The 21,389-nt window shown below is 60.4% G+C and carries 16 protein-coding genes; 2 read left to right on the top strand and 14 right to left on the bottom strand.

What is annotated here, in order from left to right; translation table 11 throughout:
* Positions 1–4 precede the first annotated feature (4 nt).
* Positions 5–1,192 carry an NAD(P)/FAD-dependent oxidoreductase gene (locus J3485_RS28480; RefSeq protein WP_206958081.1) on the top strand — a complete coding sequence of 396 codons (1,188 nt, stop codon included), beginning with the start codon at positions 5–7 and terminating at the stop codon, positions 1,190–1,192.
* Positions 1,193–1,387: 195 nt separating this feature from the next.
* Here J3485_RS28480 and J3485_RS28475 read toward each other — a convergent pair whose 3' ends face one another.
* The 11 genes from J3485_RS28475 to dapA form a co-directional block, all read right to left on the bottom strand.
* Complete coding sequence (locus tag J3485_RS28475; RefSeq protein WP_206958079.1) at positions 1,388–2,935, bottom strand: AMP-binding protein; 1,548 nt, start codon at positions 2,933–2,935, stop codon at positions 1,388–1,390.
* Between the two features lie 34 nt (positions 2,936–2,969).
* Positions 2,970–4,043: a hypothetical protein gene (locus tag J3485_RS28470; RefSeq protein ID WP_206958077.1), complete on the bottom strand. Its 1,074-nt coding sequence runs from the start codon at positions 4,041–4,043 to the stop codon at positions 2,970–2,972.
* A 50-nt stretch (positions 4,044–4,093) separates the two neighbouring features.
* Positions 4,094–5,170: an ABC transporter substrate-binding protein gene (locus J3485_RS28465; RefSeq protein WP_206958075.1), complete on the bottom strand. Its 1,077-nt coding sequence runs from the start codon at positions 5,168–5,170 to the stop codon at positions 4,094–4,096.
* 237 nt (positions 5,171–5,407) lie between these two features.
* Positions 5,408–6,214 (bottom strand): N-formylglutamate deformylase, encoded by an 807-nt coding sequence (gene hutG / locus J3485_RS28460; protein WP_374192474.1) that lies wholly within the window; start codon positions 6,212–6,214, stop codon positions 5,408–5,410.
* Positions 6,215–6,239: 25 nt separating this feature from the next.
* Positions 6,240–7,397 (bottom strand): alpha-hydroxy acid oxidase, encoded by a 1,158-nt coding sequence (locus J3485_RS28455; protein ID WP_206958073.1) that lies wholly within the window; start codon positions 7,395–7,397, stop codon positions 6,240–6,242.
* Positions 7,398–7,411: 14 nt separating this feature from the next.
* Complete coding sequence (locus J3485_RS28450; protein WP_206958072.1) at positions 7,412–8,842, bottom strand: FAD-binding oxidoreductase; 1,431 nt, start codon at positions 8,840–8,842, stop codon at positions 7,412–7,414.
* A 7-nt stretch (positions 8,843–8,849) separates the two neighbouring features.
* Positions 8,850–10,028 (bottom strand): ABC transporter ATP-binding protein, encoded by a 1,179-nt coding sequence (locus J3485_RS28445; protein ID WP_206958070.1) that lies wholly within the window; start codon positions 10,026–10,028, stop codon positions 8,850–8,852.
* Between the two features lie 16 nt (positions 10,029–10,044).
* Positions 10,045–10,896, bottom strand: a complete 852-nt coding sequence (locus tag J3485_RS28440; protein WP_206958068.1) for an ABC transporter permease — start codon at positions 10,894–10,896, stop codon at positions 10,045–10,047.
* A complete protein-coding gene (locus J3485_RS28435; RefSeq protein WP_206958066.1) occupies positions 10,893–11,729 on the bottom strand; it encodes an ABC transporter permease in 837 nt (278 codons plus the stop codon). The genes J3485_RS28440 and J3485_RS28435 overlap by 4 nt, the downstream gene beginning before the upstream one ends.
* Positions 11,730–11,798: 69 nt before the next feature.
* On the bottom strand, positions 11,799–12,869 hold the full coding sequence (locus J3485_RS28430; RefSeq protein ID WP_206958064.1) for an ABC transporter substrate-binding protein: 1,071 nt from the start codon (positions 12,867–12,869) through the stop codon (positions 11,799–11,801).
* A gap of 38 nt (positions 12,870–12,907) precedes the next feature.
* Positions 12,908–13,807, bottom strand: a complete 900-nt coding sequence (gene dapA, locus J3485_RS28425; protein WP_206958062.1) for a 4-hydroxy-tetrahydrodipicolinate synthase — start codon at positions 13,805–13,807, stop codon at positions 12,908–12,910.
* Between the two features lie 228 nt (positions 13,808–14,035).
* Between dapA and J3485_RS28420 the strand changes: the two genes are divergently transcribed.
* Positions 14,036–15,364: an MFS transporter gene (locus J3485_RS28420; protein ID WP_206958060.1), complete on the top strand. Its 1,329-nt coding sequence runs from the start codon at positions 14,036–14,038 to the stop codon at positions 15,362–15,364.
* 54 nt (positions 15,365–15,418) lie between these two features.
* On the opposite strand, the gene putA is transcribed toward J3485_RS28420, so the two are convergent.
* The 3 genes from putA to J3485_RS28405 are packed head-to-tail and all read right to left on the bottom strand — an operon-like array spanning position 15,419 to position 21,370.
* Entirely contained in the window at positions 15,419–19,195 is a 3,777-nt protein-coding gene (putA, locus tag J3485_RS28415; RefSeq protein ID WP_242538970.1) for a bifunctional proline dehydrogenase/L-glutamate gamma-semialdehyde dehydrogenase PutA, read from the bottom strand.
* Positions 19,196–19,245: 50 nt separating this feature from the next.
* Positions 19,246–20,082: an ABC transporter permease gene (locus J3485_RS28410; protein WP_206958059.1), complete on the bottom strand. Its 837-nt coding sequence runs from the start codon at positions 20,080–20,082 to the stop codon at positions 19,246–19,248.
* Between the two features lie 4 nt (positions 20,083–20,086).
* Complete coding sequence (locus tag J3485_RS28405; protein WP_242538969.1) at positions 20,087–21,370, bottom strand: ABC transporter permease; 1,284 nt, start codon at positions 21,368–21,370, stop codon at positions 20,087–20,089.
* Positions 21,371–21,389 lie beyond the last annotated feature (19 nt).

Below are 21,389 nucleotides of genomic sequence, written 5' to 3'. Positions count from 1 at the left end.
ATCTGTGAATACATATGACGTTGTGGTGATCGGGGCGGGTGTCATCGGCAGCTCGGTGGCGTTCCAACTGTCGAAGTTGGGTGCGAAGAACGTACTGGTTCTCGACCGCGGAACGATTGGAGCGGGCACGACCTCGCAATCCTCAGGCATCTTGCGGACTCATTATTCGGTCAAGGAGAACGTCGAACTCGCCCGCAAATCGTGGGAGGTGTTCAACAACTTCGCCACCTATCTCGGCGACGACGAAGCGTCCTGCGGCTTGGTGAAGTGCGGCTATATGATCGTTGCCAGCGAGGGCGACAAGATCGAACCGCTTCGTGCCTCACTCGCGCAACAGCAAGCGCAAGGCATTCCGCTCGAATTACTCGACGCGCGGCAGGCGAAGGAATTGCTGCCGATCGCGCGGTTCGACGATGCGGCACTGATCGGCTATGAACCGGAAGCGGGCTTCGCCGATGCCTACCTCGTCGCGACCAGCTTCGCGCGGGCCGCTCGCCGCGGCGGCATCACGATTCGCGAGAACGCGACCGTCAACAAGATTCTCTTCGAGAACAACAAGGTCGTCGGCGTTTCGACGAGCATCGGCGATTTCACCACGTCGATGGTCATCAGTACGCAGAATATCTGGACGCCGGAACTCGCGGGTTGGACTGGCCTGAGTCTCCCGATCATGCCCGAGCGCCATGCCGTACTCGCGCTCGAATGCGAAGCTGCGAAGTACACGTTCTCGATGCCGGTGTTCAAGGATCTCGCATCGCCGGGCATGCTCTATTACCGCAGCTATGGCGGCAATCAGATGCTCGTGAGCGAGGGCGTGGTCGGCGAAAAACTCAATACGGCCGAAACCGAGCAAGGCGATATTCCGATGGACTACGTGGTCGAAGTGGGCGCTCAAGTGGCCGAACGCTTTCCGGCGTATGAGACAGCCGGCATCGCTTCGTCCTGGACCGGCGTGTACGACGTGACGCCCGACTGGAATCCCGTGCTGGGCAAACTGCCCGGAATTGAGGGGCTGGTGGTCGGCTATGGCTTCTCGGGCCACGGCTTCAAGCTCTCTCCGACAGTCGGCCGCGTGCTCGCGCAAGAAGCGCTCGGCCTGCCGACCGATGTGTCGCTCAAACCGTACTCGATCGAACGCTTCGCAACCGGCGAATTGTTGACGGGCAAGTATGGCCTGGGCGCGGTGTCCTGAGCGGCAACGGCGCGACGCTGCGTCACGATGCATCGGCCGTCAGGCTCGCGCCGGGATACATCATGTCGGCAAGCAACGTTGATCGGCCACTTCACCTCGCACCGGCCGCATGCGGGTCGCCGCTCACTCGCGACGCCCGCCCTTCGGTGCTAGTCACCATTGAGTCGGCTACGAACAGCGCAATCGATTGAAAGCCTAAGCTTCCGAATCCCAGCAGTCATCGATTCGCTGCGACAGCATGGTCTTTTGCACTCGCTGCGTAGGCGTCTTGGGAAAGTCATCGACAACGACGACGAAGCGCGGCACCTGAAATTTTGCCATCCGCGCCTGGCACCAAGAAACGAATTCGTCGGGCGAGAACGCCGGCACGTCGGCCTTCAGCTTGAGGAAGATCTTCAAATCCTCGTCGCCAAACTCGTTCTGCACGCCGATCAGTGCGCTCTCCTCGACGCAAGGATGTCCGTTCACGACGTTTTCGACTTCCCATGCCGAGACGTTCTCGCCTCGACGGCGCAGGCTATCCTTTTTACGCCCCAGAAAATAGAAGAAACCTTCGTCGTCTTGTCGAGCCAGGTCACCCGTGTAAAGCCAACCGTCACGGATCACTTCGGCCGTCTTTTCCGGATTGCGGTAGTAGCCCGGCGTCATCGTTCCGGGCTCACGCTGCGAAACGCGGATTTCGCCGATCGCCCCAGGCGGGACGCACCTGCCACCTTCGTCTACGACTTCAACGGTAAAGTAATCGACCGCCTTCCCGATCGAACCGACTCTGCCGTCCACGTTGATCACACTGAAGCTCGACGTTTCCGTCATGCCATATCCCTCTCGAACCAGCACGCCGAATCTGCTTTCGAACGCTCTCCATACGTCGACCGGGGCACCGCCTCCCCACGCCACTTTCACGGCATGGCAACGGTCCAGATCCGACGGCGGTTGTTTGAGAAGCAATTGCAGCACACCGCCGACGAAATGCAGATGAGTTGCCTGAAACTTCTTCGCCTCGCCCCAGAAACCCGACGCGCTGAACCTCGGAACGAACGCGAGCGTAATGGGCTGCATTAGTGCCATGACCAGCACTTCGCTACCGAAGACGTGATAGATCGGATCCCAGAAATGCAGCACACTGCCAGGCTCGATCGAGCCGATCCATGACGATCCGAGTGCCGCGGCGCGGTACATCCGGTCGGTCATCTGCACACCCTTGGCTGGGCCCGTCGTGCCGGACGTGTAGAGGATCGCGCGCAAATCGGCATCGCTTGCGTCAAACGCGGGTTCGGCCGCGCTCGGGTGCGACGCCGCGCAAGCAAAATTGCCGTCACTATCCGCGGCACCCTCAACGTCGCCGCGCCAAATCACGCGGACACGCATACGCTCGATAATCGGAGCGAGCGCATCCGAATAGCAGCGATCCGCAATCACGAATTCGGGCTCGGAATGCGTCAGCACATGCTCGAGCCCGGCACCCTTCAAATGAACGTTAATCGGCACCTGAACCGCGCCGATTTTGCACAGCGCGAAGAATGCCAGCGCGTGGTCGATGTGATGCGCAAGCATGACCGCGACTCGCGTACCCGCCGCCGCACCCATGCGACTCAACCCATTCGCGAGATGATTGACTCGCTCGTTCAGCGTGGCATAGGTGAGCGTCTCGGTGTCGCTTCGGCAGAACACATGCTCGGGGCTTCGTTTCGCACAATCGCGAAGCAGCTTCGGAATATTGTCGTCAGTCGAAAAGTGATTCATCGGAAGATGTCGTTCCATTCTTTCGTCGTCCGCTTCACCAAAGCCACCGATGCGTGTCGGTCAGGGTCCACCGTTCGGTGCTCGCCTTCTCGTCGAACGCGCGCTCGATACGTACATGTCCATTCAGCGTTCTCACACTCATCTCGAAGAACGCGAACACGGCCGCTCGCATCGATGACGACGTGAGAAACGGAAACGGTTCGAAGGTATCGAAGCTCACCTCGGCAGAATCGGGCTCGGTTTCCTGCACGCGCGGCGCGTTCTTGAAAGCGCCCATGACGGCGGCATAAGTTTGCGCCAACGCCAATGCGCCGTTGCCTTGCACCTTCGTCAACGCTTTCAGCGACGGTGTGAATTGCACGGCAAGCAGTTTCATCGCCGTGGCCACCATATGACAAGCGCTATGCATGCCGAACTGCCGCACCATGACTTCGATAACGTGCTTGACGTAATCCGAGGCATAGTTGGCGCTGCCTTTCAGGACACGCTGCTCGGGCCAAACAGCAGGATCGAGCTTGGGTGCCTTCGCCGCGTCGAACTCGGGCGTTCGTTCGACGTGTTCGACCCTGAAGCGCTCCTGCGGCGTCAAGTCATGGTCGTATTCCATGAAATAACCCTCGTCGTACTGATGTCCTTCCGCCACGAATTTCGTCGCAACCCATCCCAGCCTGGGGCATCCGAGAAACTCGCCGTTACGCGGGTGCCACGTGGAAAGAATCGTTCGCCGCACCGACGGCGGTACCGTGAGTGCCGAGATGCCCGGATACGTTCCCCACGGCGGCAGATAGCGAATCCATACCTTCTTCGGCGACTCCTCGATGTACTGCATGTCGATGCCGCCGATCGAATTGCTGAAGTAGTGATATTTCGCGGCCGTCACCGCGGGCGTGCCGCCGCGAATGCCGAGCTTTTCGAGCGCGTCGACAAAGCGGTGCGATTGCTCCGCGGTCATCAATGCGCGCCATACGTCGTTGAGTGCCGTCTCGCCTTTCTCCCGCAATACGATGGCCGTCAACCCGGAAACCACCGACCAACCGAACGCGGTTGAAATATCGACGCGTCGCTTCAGCGCGTCGATGTCTTCGCTCATCGGATTACGTGACTCCATGCTTTCTCCTTGAATGAATTGCGTACGCTATGCCGAGTTCATCGGCGCAGTCAGGACATCGTCCATTCCTTGAATCGGCGCGTCACCTCGTCGAAATTCTTCGCCCACCACGAGTCGTCCATCAGCACACTGTTTGGGGAATTCAGATCGGGTATCCATTTACGGCTCTCCGCGCTCATGAGGCCAAGTGCTTTCTTACTACTAGGCGTATTTCCAATGAGTTCCATGAATGCCGCCTGACGATCCGGACGCGCCGCGAATGCGAGGAACTTCATCGCCGCTTGCTTGTTCGGGGTGTTCTTGACCACCGCCAAATACTCGAATCCATTGACGGTCTGGTCGAACGAAAAGTCGACCGATTGACCGGAGGCCTTCGCCGGCTTCACACGCGATGCGTAGGTGTACGTGTAGTCGGTTTCGCCTGTCGCCAGTAGCGTCAATGTTTGCGGCGTCTGGTCGATCCATTTGACGACGTCGGGCTTGATGCGGTCGAGCACGCGAAACGCGCGGTCCACGTCGAGTGGATAAAGATGCTTGGGCGGCACGCCGTCCGCAAGCAGCGCGGCTTCGAACGTCTCGCTGGGCCGATTTCGGAAGGTACGACGGCCAGGGAACGTTTTGGTATCGAAATACTCTTTGAAATTACGTGGATGTTTGCCGGCCGGATAGCGTTTCGGATCCCACGCGATACCCCCTACGAAGACATACCACGGCAACAGATTGTTCTTGACGTCGATGATCAAATCGTTGCGATCGAATATCGCCGGGTCCAACGGCTCCCAAAGTCCCGCGTTTGCGCCCGCAACACCGAGTGCACCCGGGGCATCGAACACATCCCACTCGACATTACCGGTCATCACTTGCGCACGAAGCTTCGCCATGTCGGGCGTATCGACGATCGTCACTTGAATACCCGTTTCCTTCATGAACGGATTGACGACCGACTCCTCGACAGCGCGACGATAATCACCGCCCCAACTCACCAACGACATTTGCCGGTCCGCTGCCCGGGCGCGCTTCGACGTCAGGATTAGCGGCGACGCCGCGGCGGCAATGGCGATACTGGATGCACCCGAGACGAACGCTCGGCGTCCTTGGGAAACGAGCGGTTGACGAACCTTCGGCATGGCTGACCTCCTCACCTACTGATTGATTGCGCTGTCCGACGAGATCGGTGGTCCGGTCTCCTGTAGCCCTATAAGAACCCGGCTTCTTCGAGCGGGTACCTTCAGCGTAGGCGCGCAAAAATGGGAGAAGGTCTTCCGTACGAAACTTGATCCTTTAAATAAGCATCGGTGATTCAATCCTCTCGCCGCTCTGTATTTCGAATCGGCCTCTCTGCGAGCAAGGCACGCGAACCCGAATCACCGTGGAAGCGAGCGCACGGCCTCCAGTGCCGCCGATACCATCCCCTGCACCACGGGCTTGACCTGATCTGCAAGATCGGGCCGATAGTCGAACGGTGCCGCCTCATTCATATAGGTCGATTGACACATCTCGAGTTGAACCGCGTGTATGCCTTGCGCAGGCCGGCCGTAGGCGCGTGTGATATGCCCGCCCTTGAATCGTCCGTTCGCAATCCACGTGAAAGGCTGATCGCTCAGCGATGCAGTGATCGCATCGAGCACGCGCGCGTCGCAGCTTTCGCCGGAGTTCGTGCCCACGTTCAAATCGGGCAACTTGCCGTCGAACAGCCTAGGAAGAACGCTCGCGATCGAATGCGCCTCCCACAGCAGCACGTTGCCGAATTCCGCTTTCAAGCGATCTAACTCCATGCGAAGCTTTGCATGGTACGGGCGCCAATAAGCATTCAGACGACGCTCCACTTCGGTCGCATCCGCTGCGCCTGCGTTCGGATACAGCGGCTCCCCGCGGAACGTTTCTGTCGGGCAAAGCCCTGTGGTCGTCTGCCCCGGATAAAGACTCTCGCCGGTCGACGGGCGATTGAGATCGACAACGTAGCGGGAGACGCGCGCGCCAAGCACCGATGCCCCCGCCGCAATCGCGAAATCATAGAGGCGATCGAGATGCCAGTCGGTGTCCGCGACGACATCGGCCACATCGGTCAACTGCCGACGAATGTCCGGTGGAATGTCCGTACCGAGATGAGGAATCGAGATCAGTAGCGGAACGTTACCCCGATGAAAATGGAAACCTGTATCGTTCAACATGCACGCTCCATCGATTTCGTAAAACCTATTCGAATTCTAGCGCCGATACGCAATTGCCGAGAAGATAGGCGTCCGTCAATGCGTTGATGTCGGCGCAACCAAGCAGCCGCAGGCACGTTTCGAGTTCTCGGTTCAATTGAGCGAGCACGGCTATCGCACCGTCTATCCCCGCGGCGGCAAGCCCGTACAGCGGGGCGCGCCCCAGCAACGTACCCTTTGCGCCGAGCGCCACGGCTTTCGCAATGTCGCTACCTCTACGCACGCCCCCGTCGATATAGACTTCGAAGCCGCGCGGCATACATGCCACGACGTGAGGCAGCATCTCGATCGCGCTCGGCGCACCATCCAATTGACGACCGCCATGATTCGAGAGCACGACGCCATCGGCTTCATGCTGCGCGGCCCGCTTCGCATCCGCGACACTCAAGAGCCCCTTGATCAGAATCTTGCCCTGCCAGTGCCTGCGCAACCACGCGATGTCATGCCATTCCAACGACATATCCATTTGACTACCGAGCGCCGCGGCCTGCGCTTCAATGTTCGCGCCTAGCCCCGCACTCCGCGCCAGATTGACGAGTTGGGGAATGCCGTGAATTCCCACTGTGGCCGTCCAGCGCGGATGCGTGACGACATCCCACAGCAATCGAGGCGTCCAACGTAGCGGCAGCTTAAAGCCCGTCCTCGCGTAGTGATCGCGCTGCCCCGGCACCGGCGTATCCACGGTTAGGACGAGTGTGGAATACCCGCACCCCCTCGCCCGCGCCATCATGTCCTCGGCAATGCGGCGATCGCGCTGAACATAGAGTTGCAGCCACAGTTCGCCATCCGAACACTGGCGAACGTCCTCGAGCAAACTCGTCGAGGCCGTAGACAGTACGAACGGCAAGCCGAATCGATGCGCGGCGCGCGCCAACGATTCTTCGGCTTCCCGGCGGTACAGACCATTCAGGCCCGTGGGCCCCACCACGGCCGGCCACGCCGCATATTTCCCGCACAACTCGGTTCCGGTACCGACGGCGGTCACATCGACCATCATCTTCGGCTCGAACGTAATGCGTTCGAACGCGGCCCGGTTCCTGCGCAACGTGACGCCGTCCTCCGAGCCGCCTTCGAGATAGCAGAAAGCAAACTCCGGTAGGAAGCGCTTTGCGGCCTCCCGGTAATCGTCGAGGTTCGAGAACATCTCGCCGCGCCTTTTCAGTTTGCCGGCAACACGCGGCCCGGATTCATGATGTTGTTCGGATCCAGCAGCGCTTTCATTTGCTGCATCAGTTCGATCTCGACGGCGTTCTTGTAGACGGACATCTCCGGCACATGCAGCGCGCCGATGCCGTGCTCTGCGCTGAACGTGCCGCCCATCTCGCTTGCAATGTCGTAAAGCAAATGGCTCAATTCCAGTTGCACGCGCCTTTTGTCATGAACCTGCGCCCAGTATTCATGCGAAAACATCGCGATGTAATGAAGGTTACCGTCGCCCATATGGCCGACGATCACCTGCGTCGCCTCGGGATAATGTCGAGCTAGCACTTGCTCGGCACGGTGGACGAAATCGGGGATACGGTAGGTCGGAACGGCGATATCGTGCGTGAGCCCCATTCCCTCGCGCCCGTTCGCTTCGGTCACGTGATGGCGAATTTGCCAGAGCGCCGCGCGTTGCTGTTCGCTCGCCGCAATCACCGCATCCTGAATGACGCCACTCGCGAACGAAGGTTGAAGCGCGTCGGTCAGCCGCTCGGCCAGCGATTCGTCACTCCCCGTCGACGCGGCGAGTTCCACGAGTACGATCCATTCCGGCACCGTCGAAAACGGATTGCGGGCGTGCTCCGAATGGCGCAACGAAATGTCGAATTCACTCTTCGAAATCAGTTCCAGGCCAACTAATTCGCCGGGAAAGGCCGCCTGAAGCTTGAGCCCCTCGGCAACCGCCGCCTCGACGTCGTCCACCCCCAGCATCGCGGTAGCCGTCGCATGTGGGCGCGGAAAGAGCTTCAATGCAGCCGACGTGATGATGCCGAGCGTCCCCTCGGCACCGACAAAGAGATTCTTCAGATCGTACCCGCTGTTGTTCTTGCGCAGCGTACGCAAGCCATTCCAAACACGTCCGTCGGCGAGCACCACTTCGAGCCCGAGCACGAGATCTCGCGTATTGCCGAAACGCAGTACGTTCGTCCCGCCCGCGTTCGTCGAGAGATTGCCGCCGATCTGACACGAACCCTCGGCGCCCAGCGTCAGCGGAAAGATTCTATCTACTTCGATCGCGGCTGCTTGGAGATTGGCCAGCACGCAACCGGCCTCGACCGTGATCGAGTTGTTGCCTGCGTTGATTTCCACGATCCGATTCATGCGAGCCATGTTCAACACAATGCTGTCGCCGCTCGCGTCCGGCACCGAGCCACCGCATACGCTCGTATTGCCGCCCTGCGGAAACACTTTGATGTCATGCTCGTTGCAATACGCGAGCAGTTTCGACACATGCGCGGTGCTGCGAGGAAAGACCACACACGCAGCCACACCTATGTGACGCTTGCGCCAGTCGATCAAATACGGTGCGATGTCGGCCGCGCTGTCGAGCACGTTCGATTCGCCGACCAACTCACGCATTACGCCGACAATGCTATTTCGATCCATCGCTTCTTCACTTCTTCAAGACGACGGTATCGCGTGCTGACCAGCGCACCGTCAAGGATTGGCCGAGCGGCGCACGCTCGACCGCCGGAGCGGACAAGGTTTTGACTAGAAGCGAGCGACCGCTCGTGAGTTTCAACTCCAAACGCGTCATGCCGCCAACAAACGAAATCTGCGAGATCGTGCCCGTGCACTCGTTCGCGTCGCTTGCGGTGGGCGAGCCGAATGACGAATCGACGACGGCGATCCGTTCCGGCCGCACCAGGACCTTTACCCGAGTCCCCACCGCGTGCCCTTCCGTGTTCTTCACGTTCATGACACGCGTATCGTCGAATTGCACCGTACCGTTCGCTTGGATCACTGCGTCGATCAAATTCGACTCACCGACGAAATCGGCCACGAACTCACTCACCGGTTCGAAATAGAGTTCGTCCGGCGTGCCCAACTGCGCAATACGGCCGCCGTTCATGAGGCAAACCCGATCGGAAAGATTCAGCGCTTCTTCCTGGTCGTGCGTCACGTAAACGAGCGTCGTGCCAAGTTCGCGATGCAACCGCTTGATCTCGCCCTGCAACTGATCCCGCAGTTTTTTATCGAGTGCGCCAAGCGGCTCGTCCATCAAGATCACCGAAGGCGAATAGACGATGCAGCGGGCGATACCGACGCGCTGCTGCTGCCCGCCCGACATCTCGCGCGGCTTGCGATGTTCATAGCCGACCAATCCGACGCGTTCCAGCGCATTGCGTACGCGCTGCTCGATATCCGCCTTGGACAAACCGCGGATGCGCAACGGGAACGCCACGTTGTCGAACACGTTCAGATGCGGCAGCAAGGCGTAGTTCTGAAACACCATGCCGAGCCCGCGATCGCGAGGCGGAACCGTCGAGACGTCGGTGCCGTCCAGCACGACGGCGCCCGTCGTCGGCGCGATCGCACCGGCGATGATGTTCAGGATCGTGCTCTTGCCCGAGCCGCTCGGCCCGAGCAGGCTCAAGAATTCGCCCTTGCGCACGGCCAGATCCGTGCCGTGAAGCGCCACGGATGCGCCGTACGTCTTGCTGATGCCGCGAAACTCGATCATGTTTCCGGCCGGCGCGTCCGTGGTACGCACGCCTTCCGCCTCTTCGATTCCCGCAGCAACGACGAGTGCAGGCGGCCGCTGATCTTTTGCACGCAAAACATGTGACATGCTTTCTCTCCCAACTTCAATGCGACGCGCTCTCGGCGGCCGGCTGCAGGAACACCGATACGCAGCAGAAAACCAGGGAAAGCAAGGTCAAGAGCGCCGAAACCGCTGCAATGACCGGCGAGATATCCCACTGAATGCTGCTGTACATCTTTACCGGCAATGTCGTCGTGGCCGGGCTCGTAATGAACCAGGCAATCACGACTTCATCGAACGACACGAGGAACGCAAACAGCGCACCGGCGAAAATCGACGGCCGCAATTGCGGCAATACAACCTTCAGAAAAACAGTCCTGCGATTCGCGCCCATGATGGCGGTCGCGAATTCGAGTGCGGGATCGAGCTTTTTCACGCCGGCCATGACCGTCATCATCATGAAGGGCGTCACGTAAGCGATATGGCTGACCACGAGCCCGGCCGTGGTACCGACGAGATGTAGCCTCGACAAGTAGAGATAAAGCCCCAGCGACATCACGATCACCGGCACCAAGATCGGGCTCATCAAGAGCAGCATCACGAGCCGCTTGCCCGGAAACTCGAACCGTACGAGACCGTACGAAGCGGGCACCCCGATAATGGCCGCTCCCACCATCGTGATACTGGCCACCTTCAGACTCTGAAGGATCGGGCCGACCCAACTACTCGACATGAAGAGCCGCTGGTAGAGCTCGAACGTCCAGACCTTGGGAGGAAACGACAACTCACCGCTTCCGCCGAAAGAAATAGGAATGACGATGAGCGTCGGCACCAGGATGAAGACATAGACGGCGAACGCGACGACATTACGCAGATGCCCATAACGCTGCTCGAGCCGATCGATGACCACTCGTCCGCGCGCGACGGGAACATTGACTCCGGCGGCTGCTGTCATGCCATCACCTTTACTTTCTGATCCCGCTTCTGGAAGCAGTCGGCCCCGGCTGCGACGAGCGTGACCATCCCCAACAGAATGACGCCGATGGCGGAAGCCATATTCCAGTCCATCGTTTCGCGCGTGTAGAAGTCGACCAAATTGGACATCATCGCGTCCGTTCTGCCGCCCAGCAGTGCGGGAATGACGAAGAACCCCATCGACATCACCGTAGTGCTCACGGTGGCCGCCGCGACGCCCGGCATGCTGAGCGGCAACGTGATCTTGAAGAACATGCGGGGCGGCTTCGCGCCCATGATTTCCGATGCGCGATACAAGGATCGGTCGATCGACAACAAGCTCGCGAGCACCGGAAACACGATGAACGGAATGAGGTAGTTGGTCATTCCGACCATGACGCCGAAGCGATTGAACAACATCGGCAAATGCACCTGCGTATGGAGGACTGTCGACAACAACTTATTGACGAGCCCGTCACGGCCGAGCAACACGGTAAAGGCATAGCTTTTGACGAGAATGCTCGTCCAAAACGGCACGAGCACGAGGACCATGTACATCGACCGCTTTCTCGGCGTTTGCTTCGCGAGTTGCATCGCAATGGGGTATCCGAGCAGCAGGCTCGCCACCGACGCCGATACGCTGATTTCGATCGTCGACCACAACGTGCGCAGAAACAGCTCGCTGGTGAAGAGTCGCCGATACGCCGACAAAGAGAAACCGTCCGGCATCGCGACGCTCGTGTAGACAACGTATGCGAGCGGCACGAATACCACGAGCGCGAGAAACACCGTCGCAGGCCCCACATATAGGATCCCGTCGCTTCGACTTTTCATTGCTCCTCCCTGATACACACTGCCATTGCCGCATTTCCGTCGCAATCGCGCAACTGCGCGATCACGACTTCAAGTCATCACCCATTCCTTGAACCGTAGGGTCAACTCATCGTAATGATCGCCCCACCATGCATCGTTGCTGACGAGATTCATCTTGTTGAACGGATCGGACAGCCATTTGCGCACCTCGGGCTTCACCATCGGCAACGCCTTCCTGCTGGCGGGCGTGTTACCGAATAGATCCATCAAAGCAGCCTGCCGGTCGGGGCGCAGCGCGAATTGCACGAACTTCATGGCGCTTTGCTTGTTCGGCGCATTCTTCAGCACAACCAAGTACTCGAGACCGATCAAGTCCTGCTTGAACGAGAAGTCGATCGGCTTGCCCGCTTCCTGCGCGGCCTTCACGCGTGTTGCATAGGTATAGCTGAAGTCGACCTGTCCCGTTTCGACGAGCGTCACCGTCTGCGGCGTCTGGTCGACCCACTTGCCGATATACGGCTTGATCCGGTCGAGTGCTTTGAATGCGCGCTCGACGTCGAGCGGATAGATCTTGTCCGGTGGCACGCCGTCGGCCAGTAGCGCAATTTCGAGTGTTTCGCTCGCCCGATTGCGCAGCGTCCTTTGACCCGGAAACCGCTTGACGTCGAAGTATTCGGCAAACGTCTCGGGATGCTTGCCGGCGGGATACTTGCTGTTGTCCCAACAGATGCCGCCGGTATAGCCATAGAAAGGCACCGCGTATTTCATCATCGGCGCAATCAGGTCGTTCTTGTCGAACATAGCGGGATCGAGCGGCTCCCAGTAGCCGTTCTTCGCACCGGTCACGGCCATAGGGCCAACGGCATCGAAAACATCCCATTGAACGTTGTTCGTCATGACCTGCGCCTTGACCTTCGCGAGATCGGGCGTGTCGACCAACGTCACATGCACGCCGAACTCTTTCTCGAAGGGTTTCGCCAGTGCCTCCTCGACCGCTTGATGATAGTTTCCGCCCCAACTGACCACGGTCAGATTGCCGGCCGCCATCGCTTTGCGCGAGGTGATGATCATCGGCGCCCCGATCGCGCCCGTCAGCAGGGCCGTGCCCGCGGCTTGCATGAACCTGCGGCGCGGCAGAACGATTTTGCTGTCTGAAGCCATGGCTGTGTCCCCTTCTGGTCAGCGTAACGTTGTGGTGTCTATACGGTTTCACGCGCGGTGATCGTTGGGATCACTTCGGCGAGCCGCTGCCTCAGCGCAGCCGAGGCGGGGCGCAGCGGCGGCAGGACATCGCCGAATGGGAGCCCTTGCAGCGTCAATGCCGCCTTGATCGGTGCGGGATTCGGTTCGGCGAAGACCGCATCGATGAGCGGACGAAGCGTCGCATGCAAGGCGATCGCCTCTTGGAGCCGCCCGCCCGAGGCCAACGCAAGCACCCGTGACCATTGCCTTGGAATCAGATTCGAGCTGGAGATGATGCCGCCCACGGCGCCCATGGCAACGTGCAGCGGCAAGACATCTTCCTCGCCGCTCAGGATGGAGATCTTCGACGCGGCCAATTCGGCGGCACGCATCTGCTGAGCGAGATCCGGATTGCAAGCCTTGATGCCGACGACGCGCGTCATCCCAGCCAAGCGTGCAACCGTTTCGTAATGAAGCGAGACGCCGGTTCGATAGGGAATTTCGTAGAGGATGATGTCGGCATCGACCTCGTCGGCAAACCGACGGTAATAGTCGACGATACCGTCCTGAGTTGGTCTGAAGTAATACGGGGTTACCACCATCAGCGCTTTGGCACCGGCGCGCACGAATGCCTGCGCCTGCCCGATCGCATCGCCGAGTCCCGGCGAAATGATGCCCGGGACGACCGGCGTCCTGCCGGCGGCGGTTTCAAGCGCGCATTCGACGACGCGCAGCCGCTCATCGGGCGACAGCGCCGTATACTCGCCGGTCCCGCCCAAGGGGACGATGCCGTCAGTGCCCGCGGCGACGAGCCGCTCGATATGCCGCACGAGCGGCTTGGCGGTAAAACGCAGGCACTCGTCCAAAGGCGTCGGCACGGCGGTCAATATCCCCGTGTACTTGAGACTCGTCTCCATCCTTCGTCCTCTACTGGTAGAAACCCACTCGGCACCGCAATGCCGGCCGTAAGACAACGATAGATAGCCAAAAGAGAACTGGCCGCACCATCACGGCGCCTTACTGTGTTTATAAGAAATTGTTATCTAAGCCCTCGTATGCCCGCGCGGGGAGATTCTGCTTTCCATCGAACGCCCCCGGAAAAGAACGACCGGCATTGCAGCAATGCGGGTGCCCAAGAAGGTGTTATGGCAGAGTTTCGAGAGGAAAATCTTTCAAAGTCGGATATCGGTAACGAACATCACACCACGGTTCGCCCTGATCCTGTGCGCACTGGGCCACTGTCCGAAGCCAAGCTTCTCGGGAGGCGAACGCCGCCGGTCGCAGCCGCGACACCGCATCGGCCCGTCGCCCAACCACTCGACGGCTATCGATCGCTCGCGGGCCTGCTTTTCGGTTATGCGTTGCTCATCGCAGGCAATGGGTTGTTCCAGACCCTCATCCCATTGAGGATGCTGCATACCGGCGCTTCGACGTTCATCGTCGGGCTCGTGCAATCGTGTTATTACGGCGGTTTCGTGGCGGGCGCGGTATTCAACCGCCGTCTTATCGACCGAATCGGGCAGCACCGCACGTTCGTGGCCTTCGCGGCAGCGGTGGCGATTCTTGCATCGGCCTTCAACGTCTTCGCATCGCCCTGGGCGTGGGCCCCGATCCGGTTGTTGACCGGTTTCGCCTTCATGGGCTTGTACACGTCGATCGAAAGCTGGCTCAACGGCACGTCACGCAATGAGAATCGAGGTCAGGTTTTCGGCCTATACGCGGGGATCAACTATCTGGCGGTAGGCACGGGACAGTTTTTGCTGCGGCTCGGCGATGGTTCGGATGGCCGCTTGTTCTCGCTCGTCGCGGCTCTATTCGCCGCGGCGGTCATGCCTGTTTCGCTATTCGAAGGATGGCCCGTGCGGGTTGCGGACGAGAGTCTGAACCGCCTGCCTGCCCATACCTGGCGCGACAGTCTTCGTTCGATGGCGCATGCATCGCCGCTTGCGATACCCGGCTGCATCCTTGCCGGGTTTCTTTACAGCACGTTCTATTCGATGACGCCCGTGTTCCTCGAACGCACGGGATTCTCGACGTCGGATCTGTCGACGTTCATGGGCGTGGCGCTGATCGGCGCGCTGGTTCCGCAGTGGCCGATGGGGCGGCTATCGGACCGCATCGATCGGCGCAGTCTCGTCCACGTTACTGCGCTGATCTCCATGAGCATCAGCCTGACACTGGCCGTGTTTCACGTATCGGCGATCGTCTGGGTCGGCATGCTCGCCTATGTCGCGGTCACGTTCACGCAATACAGCCTGATCGTCTCGCACGTCAACGACCGCACGGAACCCCATCTGCGCGTAGCCGTTTCCGCTACGCTGCTTCTGCTGTTCTCGATCGGCGGCCTCATCGGGCCTGCTATCGCTTCGCTGCTGATGACCGCCATCGGCCCGAGAGGGTTGTTCGTATTCAATGCTTGCTCGAGCCTCATGATGGCGTTGAGCGCGAAGCGAGCGCAGCGTGCCATGCGATAGACACGCTGCGCCAAATCCAAAGCGACAAAAATCGCAAAAGCAGCAATCAGAAAATCAGAAGGTGTCCTCGCTCAGCACCATCAATTGCGTATTGCCCCCGGCCGCACTCGCATTCACGGTCGTCACGCGCTCGCGAACGAGTTGCGTCCAGTCGTATAGGCCGTCGCTATCTTCTTGAACGCATGCGATCATCAGTTGCGCCGCCGTCGAGCGAATCTCCGTAATGCCCGTTTGATCCCGCGTCAGCATCACCAGATCGGGGCGCACGCCGGCGAAGTCGCCGCTCATGACGCGAATCGCATCCGTCGAGTCGACAACCCGGCAGGCATCGCCCAACGTCCGCGCAATGGCTTCTGCGAGCGGCGAACGCAGCAGCACGATCCGATTTCCGAACGCGCACGCGGCCATCGCCTGAGCGACGATCGCGGCGGGCGATGCGCCCAAGCACAGCATTTGCCCACGCGGCAGCAGCTCGACGGTATTCTCCTCCCCGGTCAGCGCCGGTAAGCTGATTGGTTTGAGTCCGTCCGCCCGTTGCGCGAGACGCTGCTTCATGCGCTCGAGCGCATTGTGCTGATCGTGATCGGACAACCATTCCGGTGCGCGTGCAAATAGCGCCTCAACGTTGGCGCTGCTAGCCACGCGCGCGTTGTTCATGGCCTTGCGGCGCTCGGTGAACTTTCCTTCCGCCGTTTCGATCGGGAATTCGTAGAACTTTTCGCTGCCGGCCCTGGGTTCGGATGCGAACGGGCCCGCCGATGCATCGAACGACGGCGCAACCTCTCGCGTCAACGCGAACAACGTCAACGGCCCGCCCCACATTGGGCCAGTGCCGGAGGCGCCCACGCCGCCGAACGGCTGCATACCGGCGAACGCGCCATGCATCGAGCGATTGATGCAAACGCTGCTCGCACGCGATAGCGACAAGAGTCTTCCCGCGGCTTCGTTGATGCGCGTGTGCAGCCCTTGGACCGCACAGCCCAAGGCGTTGACTTGCGCAACGAGCGCCGCCATATCACCGGTCTTGAACCGCACTACGTGCAGGATGGGCCCAACCACGGTCGGGGCGATCGATGCGAGCGCCTTCGCGTCGCCCAAGTCCACGATCGTCGGTGCGACGAAATTACCCTTCGCGCAAGCATTCGAGAGCAAGCCGCGCGCGAGCGCGAACCCCTTTCGCTGCAGTTGCTCGATATAAATCTCGGCACGGTCGCGGGCTCGGCGCGTGGCCACCGGCCCGATGTCGGAGGCGACGTCGAGCGGACTACCTGTCCTGCGTTCGCTGAGCATGCCCTTGAGCATGCCAAGCACTTTGTCCGCCGTGGAATCCTGCAAGCAAAGCAGACGAAGCGACGAAGCCATCTGTCCCGCGCATTTGAAAGCGGAGACGATGGCATCGGAGATGACCTGTTCGGGCAACGCCGAGCTATCGACGATCATCGCGTTGACACTGCCTACGGTACTTACAAACTTGGGCGGCGCGACCTTCGCCGCTAGATCGGACGCAATCAACTGCGCGACCTTCGCGTTCCCGGAGAACAGCACGGCGCCGACACGATCGTCGCAGGTCAATGCATGGCCGACCGTTCCGCCCGCGCCGGGCACGATCTGAAGCGCGCCCATCGGGACCCCAGCGCGGTGCAACGCACGCGTCGCCTCATATCCGATCAGCGATGCATCGCTCGATGGCTTCGCGATCACAACATTGCCTACCGCCAGCGACGCCGCAATCTGTCCGACGAATGTCGTCAGCGGCGACGATGCGGGCGTCACGCTAACGACGACCCCGAGCGGCCGAGTGCCGTCCAATCGCCGATCGGTCCTGAGCTGATACGCGTACAAGCGGCACAGATTGACCGCGCTGCGCACCTCGTCGGCCGATTCGGCTAGCGTGGCGCCGCTCTCCAACACGAGCAGCGCACCGAGCCGGGCGCTCGAACGCTGAATCTCATCGGCCGCGCGCTCGAGCATCGAGGCTCGCTCGATTGCAGACGTCGACGCTTGGGCAGCAGCGCAAGCCTCGGCGCGCGATAACGCCTCGGCAACGAAGTGAAGTCCTGTATCGACAACCGTGCCGACGGTTGATGTCACGTCGCTCGCGCTGTAGACGACCCGTGTCGCCTCCGACGAAGCACTCCATTTCTCGTCGTTGCCGGCGATGATCGCCCGCGCCGCAATGCGCTCGGCGCGAATCTGTTCGGCGGCCGCATCGAACTCGACCGAATCGGCAAAACTCAGTGCCGCGGCATTGACCCGCCCCGGCAAGACCGCGCCCGGCGCCGCGATACCGGCATGAGGTTTGCCGCCCGTTCGTGCCGCGCGAGCGACGGGATCCTCGACGATGTCGGCAATACTGACGGCCGAATCGACGATCTGATTGACGAACGACGAGTTCGCGCCGTTCTCGAGCAAGCGCCGCACGAGATAGGCCAACAGCGTCGCATGCGGCCCCACGGGCGCATAGATCCGGCAGGCACGCCCGAGCTTCGACGATCCGACCACTTGGTCGTAAACCGTTTCGCCCATTCCATGAAGACACTGGAATTCGTATTCCTTGCCCTGCGCCAGCGTATGAACCGCGGCAATGGTGAAGGCGTTGTGCGACGCGAATTGCGGAAAGATCGCATCGGGCGCATTCAGTAGCACCTTGGCGCAAGCGATATAGCTGACGTCCGAATGCACCTTCCGCGTAAACACCGGATAGCCGGCCGCGCCGGCATCCTGGGCCAGTTTGATTTCGGTGTCCCAGTAGGCGCCTTTGACCAATCGAATGTTGATACGCCGCGCCGTCGAACGCGCGAGCGCAATGATCCATTCGGCAACCGCGCGGCCGCGCTTCTGATAAGCCTGCAGCGAAATGCCGATACCGTTCCAGCCACGCAAGCTCGGTTCGCGGCACAGTCGATCCAACATCTCGAGCGTCAGATCGAAGCGCGCCGATTCTTCCTGATCCAGATGGAAGCCGATGCCGTAGTGCTTCGCCAACTGAGCCAACTCCAACAATCGCGGATACAGCTCGATCAACACACGCTCGCGCTGCATCAATTCATAGCGCGGGTGCAGGCCCGATATCTTGACCGACACCCCGGGGCCTTCGATCGGGCCGCGCATTTTGGCGTCCTTGCCGATGGCTTCGATCGCATGCCGGTACGACTCGAAATAGCCTTGCGCATCCTCATCGGTCAGCGCGGCCTCGCCGAGCATGTCGTACGAGTAGCGGTAACCGTTCGACTCGCGGCCCTTCGCTGCACCGATCGCCTCCTCGATGGTTTGCCCCGTCACGAACTGCTTGCCGAGCATACGCATCGCATACGCGACGCCCGCACGCACGATCGCCTCGCCGCCCTTACGAACTACGCGCGTCAGCGCTTCGGCCAAGGCGCTTTCATCGGGCTGCCTCAAGAGCTTGCCGGTGACGAGCAAGCCCCATGCAGTGGCATTGACGAACAGCGACGGCGACTTGCCGATATGGGCGCGCCAGTCCGCATCGACTATCTTGTCGCGAATCAATTGGTTGCGCGTTTCCGTATCGGGAATCCGCAGCATGGCTTCGGCTAGGCACATCAATGCGATGCCCTCGCGACTGTCGAGCGAAAATTCTTGCGTCAACAAATCGACGCCACCCGCATCGATGCGCGCATCGCGTACGCCCTGCGCTAGGCGCGCCGCCAACTCCTGTGCTTGCGCAAGCGTAGGCGCATCCATCCGCGCCTCTTGCATCAATGCTTGAACGACGTCCTCCTCGCGCATGGCCGTCGCATCGTGAATGCGCTGACGCAAGGTGGGGAGATCCGTCGCGACGGTCCGCATGGTTTGGATTTCGGACAACATGTTGAGAGGTTCGATAGGTGCTGCACTTCGGAAACGGCTCGTCGTCTTGCTCAAAACACCTCGACGCTGCCCCGCAGACGCTCGGTTCGGCGGCGCAGAAGTTCGAGCGTGAGGAGAAGCAAGGTCGAGATGACGACGAGGATGGTGGCGACTGCGAGAATCGTCGGGCTCAGTTGCTCGCGAATACCGGCCCACATTTGACGAGGGACGGTGCGCTGATCCGGGCCCGTCAAGAACAGCGCGACGACGATTTCGTCGAAGGAAGTCGCGAACGCGAACAAGGCCCCCGAAACGACGCCCGGCGCGATGATCGGCAGCTTGATTTGCAGAAAGACCCGCAGCGGCGACGCACCCAAGTTGCGGCCGGCGCGCGACAATGCCTCGTTGAACCCGGCCAACGTGGCGGTAACCGTCACGACGACGAACGGAACGCCCAGTGCCGCATGCGCGAGGATCAGGCCGCACAGGTTGTTCGTAAGGCCGAACGGACTGAAAGCGAAGTACACGCCCACCGCCGTAATGATGAGCGGCACGATCATCGGCGAGACGAGCACGCCGGTAATGAGCGCCTTGCCTTTCAAACGCGGACTCATCAGGCCGAGCGACGCCGTCACGCCGAGCACGGTCGCAATGGCCGTCGCGGATACGCCCGTGATCATCGTGTTTTTCAATGCGAGCATCCACTCGGGGCTATCGACGAAGTGCCGATACCAGCGCAGGCTGACACCGGGCAGCGGATAGGTGAAGTACGGCTGCGCATTGAACGACAGCGGCATCACCACCAAGACCGGCAACACCAAGAACAGCAACACGAGGAGCGACACACCGATGTGAGCGAATCGTCCGAGACGGCCCCACACCGTCACATAGGCCGGAAAATTGAACATTGGCTTACCCCAGTTTCACGCCGGCGCCGCCGGTCAGTTTCACGAACAGCCCGTAGACGATGAGCACACCGACCAGCAGGATCGATGCGAGCGCGCTGGCCAACCCCCAATTGAGCGTCGTGTTGACGTGATAGGCGATGTAGTAGCTCGCCAACTGATCGTCCGGTCCGCCGACGATAGCCGGCGTGATGTAGTAGCCCACGGCGAGAATGAACGTCAGCATGCAGGCGGCGCCGACACCGGGCAGCGTCTGCGGGAAATACGCTTCGAAGAACGAACGCACCGGCCCCGCACCCAGCGAACGCGCCGCTTTGACATAAAGATTCGGCACACCCTTCATTACGCTGTAGAGCGACAAAATCGCGTAGGGCAGCAAGATGTGCGTCATGGCGACGAGCACGCCGAATCGGTTATAAACGAGCGACAGCGCATGGTTCGTCAACCCGAGGCGAATGAGGACGTCATTCAGTACGCCGTGCGTCTGCAGCACGACCACCCATGCCGTCGTGCGAACGAGAATCGATGTCCAGAACGGCAGCAGCACGAGAATCATGAAGAGGTTGCTGTATCGCGCCGGAATGTTGGCGAGGAAATAGGCGACGGGATAACCGAACAGCAGACACAGCAAGCTCACGGAAATACTGACCCACGCGGTTCGGACGAACACGCCCACGTAAAGCCGCTGATCGTGGGATTGCCTGACGATGTCGCCTCGTTCGTCACGCGTGAAGTCGAATGCCTTCAAGTAATACCCGAGTGTCCAAGGCGAAGCCGCGTATTTGAGCGTCGACCACGCGCCGAGATCATCCCAACGCGAGTCGATCGCGCAGAGGCGCCGATGCCACGTCCCCCCACTCGCTTCACCGAGCCGGCGTGCCGTTTTCATGATGAGGCTGCGCATGCCCGTGTCGTCATAGTTCAATCGCGACGCGACACGGCTGACGCCGTCCGTGCCCTTGATCGCGAGCAGATCTTCGCCGAAGGTCTCATAGACATGCTCGGGCGGCAGTTTGCCGGCGGCCGGATTCCACTCGCGCAACAGCACGGCCGCATGAGGGAGTTCCTGCGAAACGGTCGGATCGCGAAAGCTTTTCATCAACAGGCTTCCGATCGGAACGAGAAACGTGACGAGAAGAAACGCAAGCAAGGGGAAGATAAGCAGCGTCGCCTTGATCCGTTCGGCGCGCTCCGCCCCGCGAAGCCTCGCCTTCAGACTCTTCGAATCGACGACGACCGCCTGCTCGGCGTCGCCCTGTGATACCGCAAACTCGGTTGGCAAGATCATCATGTTCGGCGGCAGCTCCCGC

The organism is Trinickia acidisoli, from assembly GCF_017315725.1.
Taxonomy (GTDB): Bacteria; Pseudomonadota; Gammaproteobacteria; order Burkholderiales; family Burkholderiaceae; genus Trinickia; species Trinickia acidisoli.
Note: the sequence above shows the minus strand (reverse complement) of the source record. Positions and strands in the feature narration are given on the sequence as shown.

What these genes read in the sequence shown, in the direction of transcription:
- J3485_RS28475 (WP_206958079.1), bottom strand. Translation starts at nt 2,935, where the DNA reads ATGAATCACTTTTCGACTGACGACAATATTCCGAAGCTGCTTCGCGAT.
- J3485_RS28470 (WP_206958077.1), bottom strand. Translation starts at nt 4,043, where the DNA reads ATGGAGTCACGTAATCCGATGAGCGAAGACATCGACGCGCTGAAGCGA.
- J3485_RS28465 (WP_206958075.1), bottom strand. Translation starts at nt 5,170, where the DNA reads ATGCCGAAGGTTCGTCAACCGCTCGTTTCCCAAGGACGCCGAGCGTTC.
- hutG (WP_374192474.1), bottom strand. Translation starts at nt 6,214, where the DNA reads ATGTTGAACGATACAGGTTTCCATTTTCATCGGGGTAACGTTCCGCTA.
- J3485_RS28455 (WP_206958073.1), bottom strand. Translation starts at nt 7,397, where the DNA reads ATGTTCTCGAACCTCGACGATTACCGGGAGGCCGCAAAGCGCTTCCTA.
- J3485_RS28450 (WP_206958072.1), bottom strand. Translation starts at nt 8,842, where the DNA reads ATGGATCGAAATAGCATTGTCGGCGTAATGCGTGAGTTGGTCGGCGAA.
- J3485_RS28445 (WP_206958070.1), bottom strand. Translation starts at nt 10,028, where the DNA reads ATGTCACATGTTTTGCGTGCAAAAGATCAGCGGCCGCCTGCACTCGTC.
- J3485_RS28440 (WP_206958068.1), bottom strand. Translation starts at nt 10,896, where the DNA reads ATGACAGCAGCCGCCGGAGTCAATGTTCCCGTCGCGCGCGGACGAGTG.
- J3485_RS28435 (WP_206958066.1), bottom strand. Translation starts at nt 11,729, where the DNA reads ATGAAAAGTCGAAGCGACGGGATCCTATATGTGGGGCCTGCGACGGTG.
- J3485_RS28430 (WP_206958064.1), bottom strand. Translation starts at nt 12,869, where the DNA reads ATGGCTTCAGACAGCAAAATCGTTCTGCCGCGCCGCAGGTTCATGCAA.
- dapA (WP_206958062.1), bottom strand. Translation starts at nt 13,807, where the DNA reads ATGGAGACGAGTCTCAAGTACACGGGGATATTGACCGCCGTGCCGACG.
- J3485_RS28420 (WP_206958060.1), top strand. Translation starts at nt 14,036, where the DNA reads ATGGCAGAGTTTCGAGAGGAAAATCTTTCAAAGTCGGATATCGGTAAC.
- putA (WP_242538970.1), bottom strand. Translation starts at nt 19,195, where the DNA reads ATGTTGTCCGAAATCCAAACCATGCGGACCGTCGCGACGGATCTCCCC.
- J3485_RS28410 (WP_206958059.1), bottom strand. Translation starts at nt 20,082, where the DNA reads ATGTTCAATTTTCCGGCCTATGTGACGGTGTGGGGCCGTCTCGGACGA.
- J3485_RS28405 (WP_242538969.1), bottom strand. Translation starts at nt 21,370, where the DNA reads ATGATGATCTTGCCAACCGAGTTTGCGGTATCACAGGGCGACGCCGAG.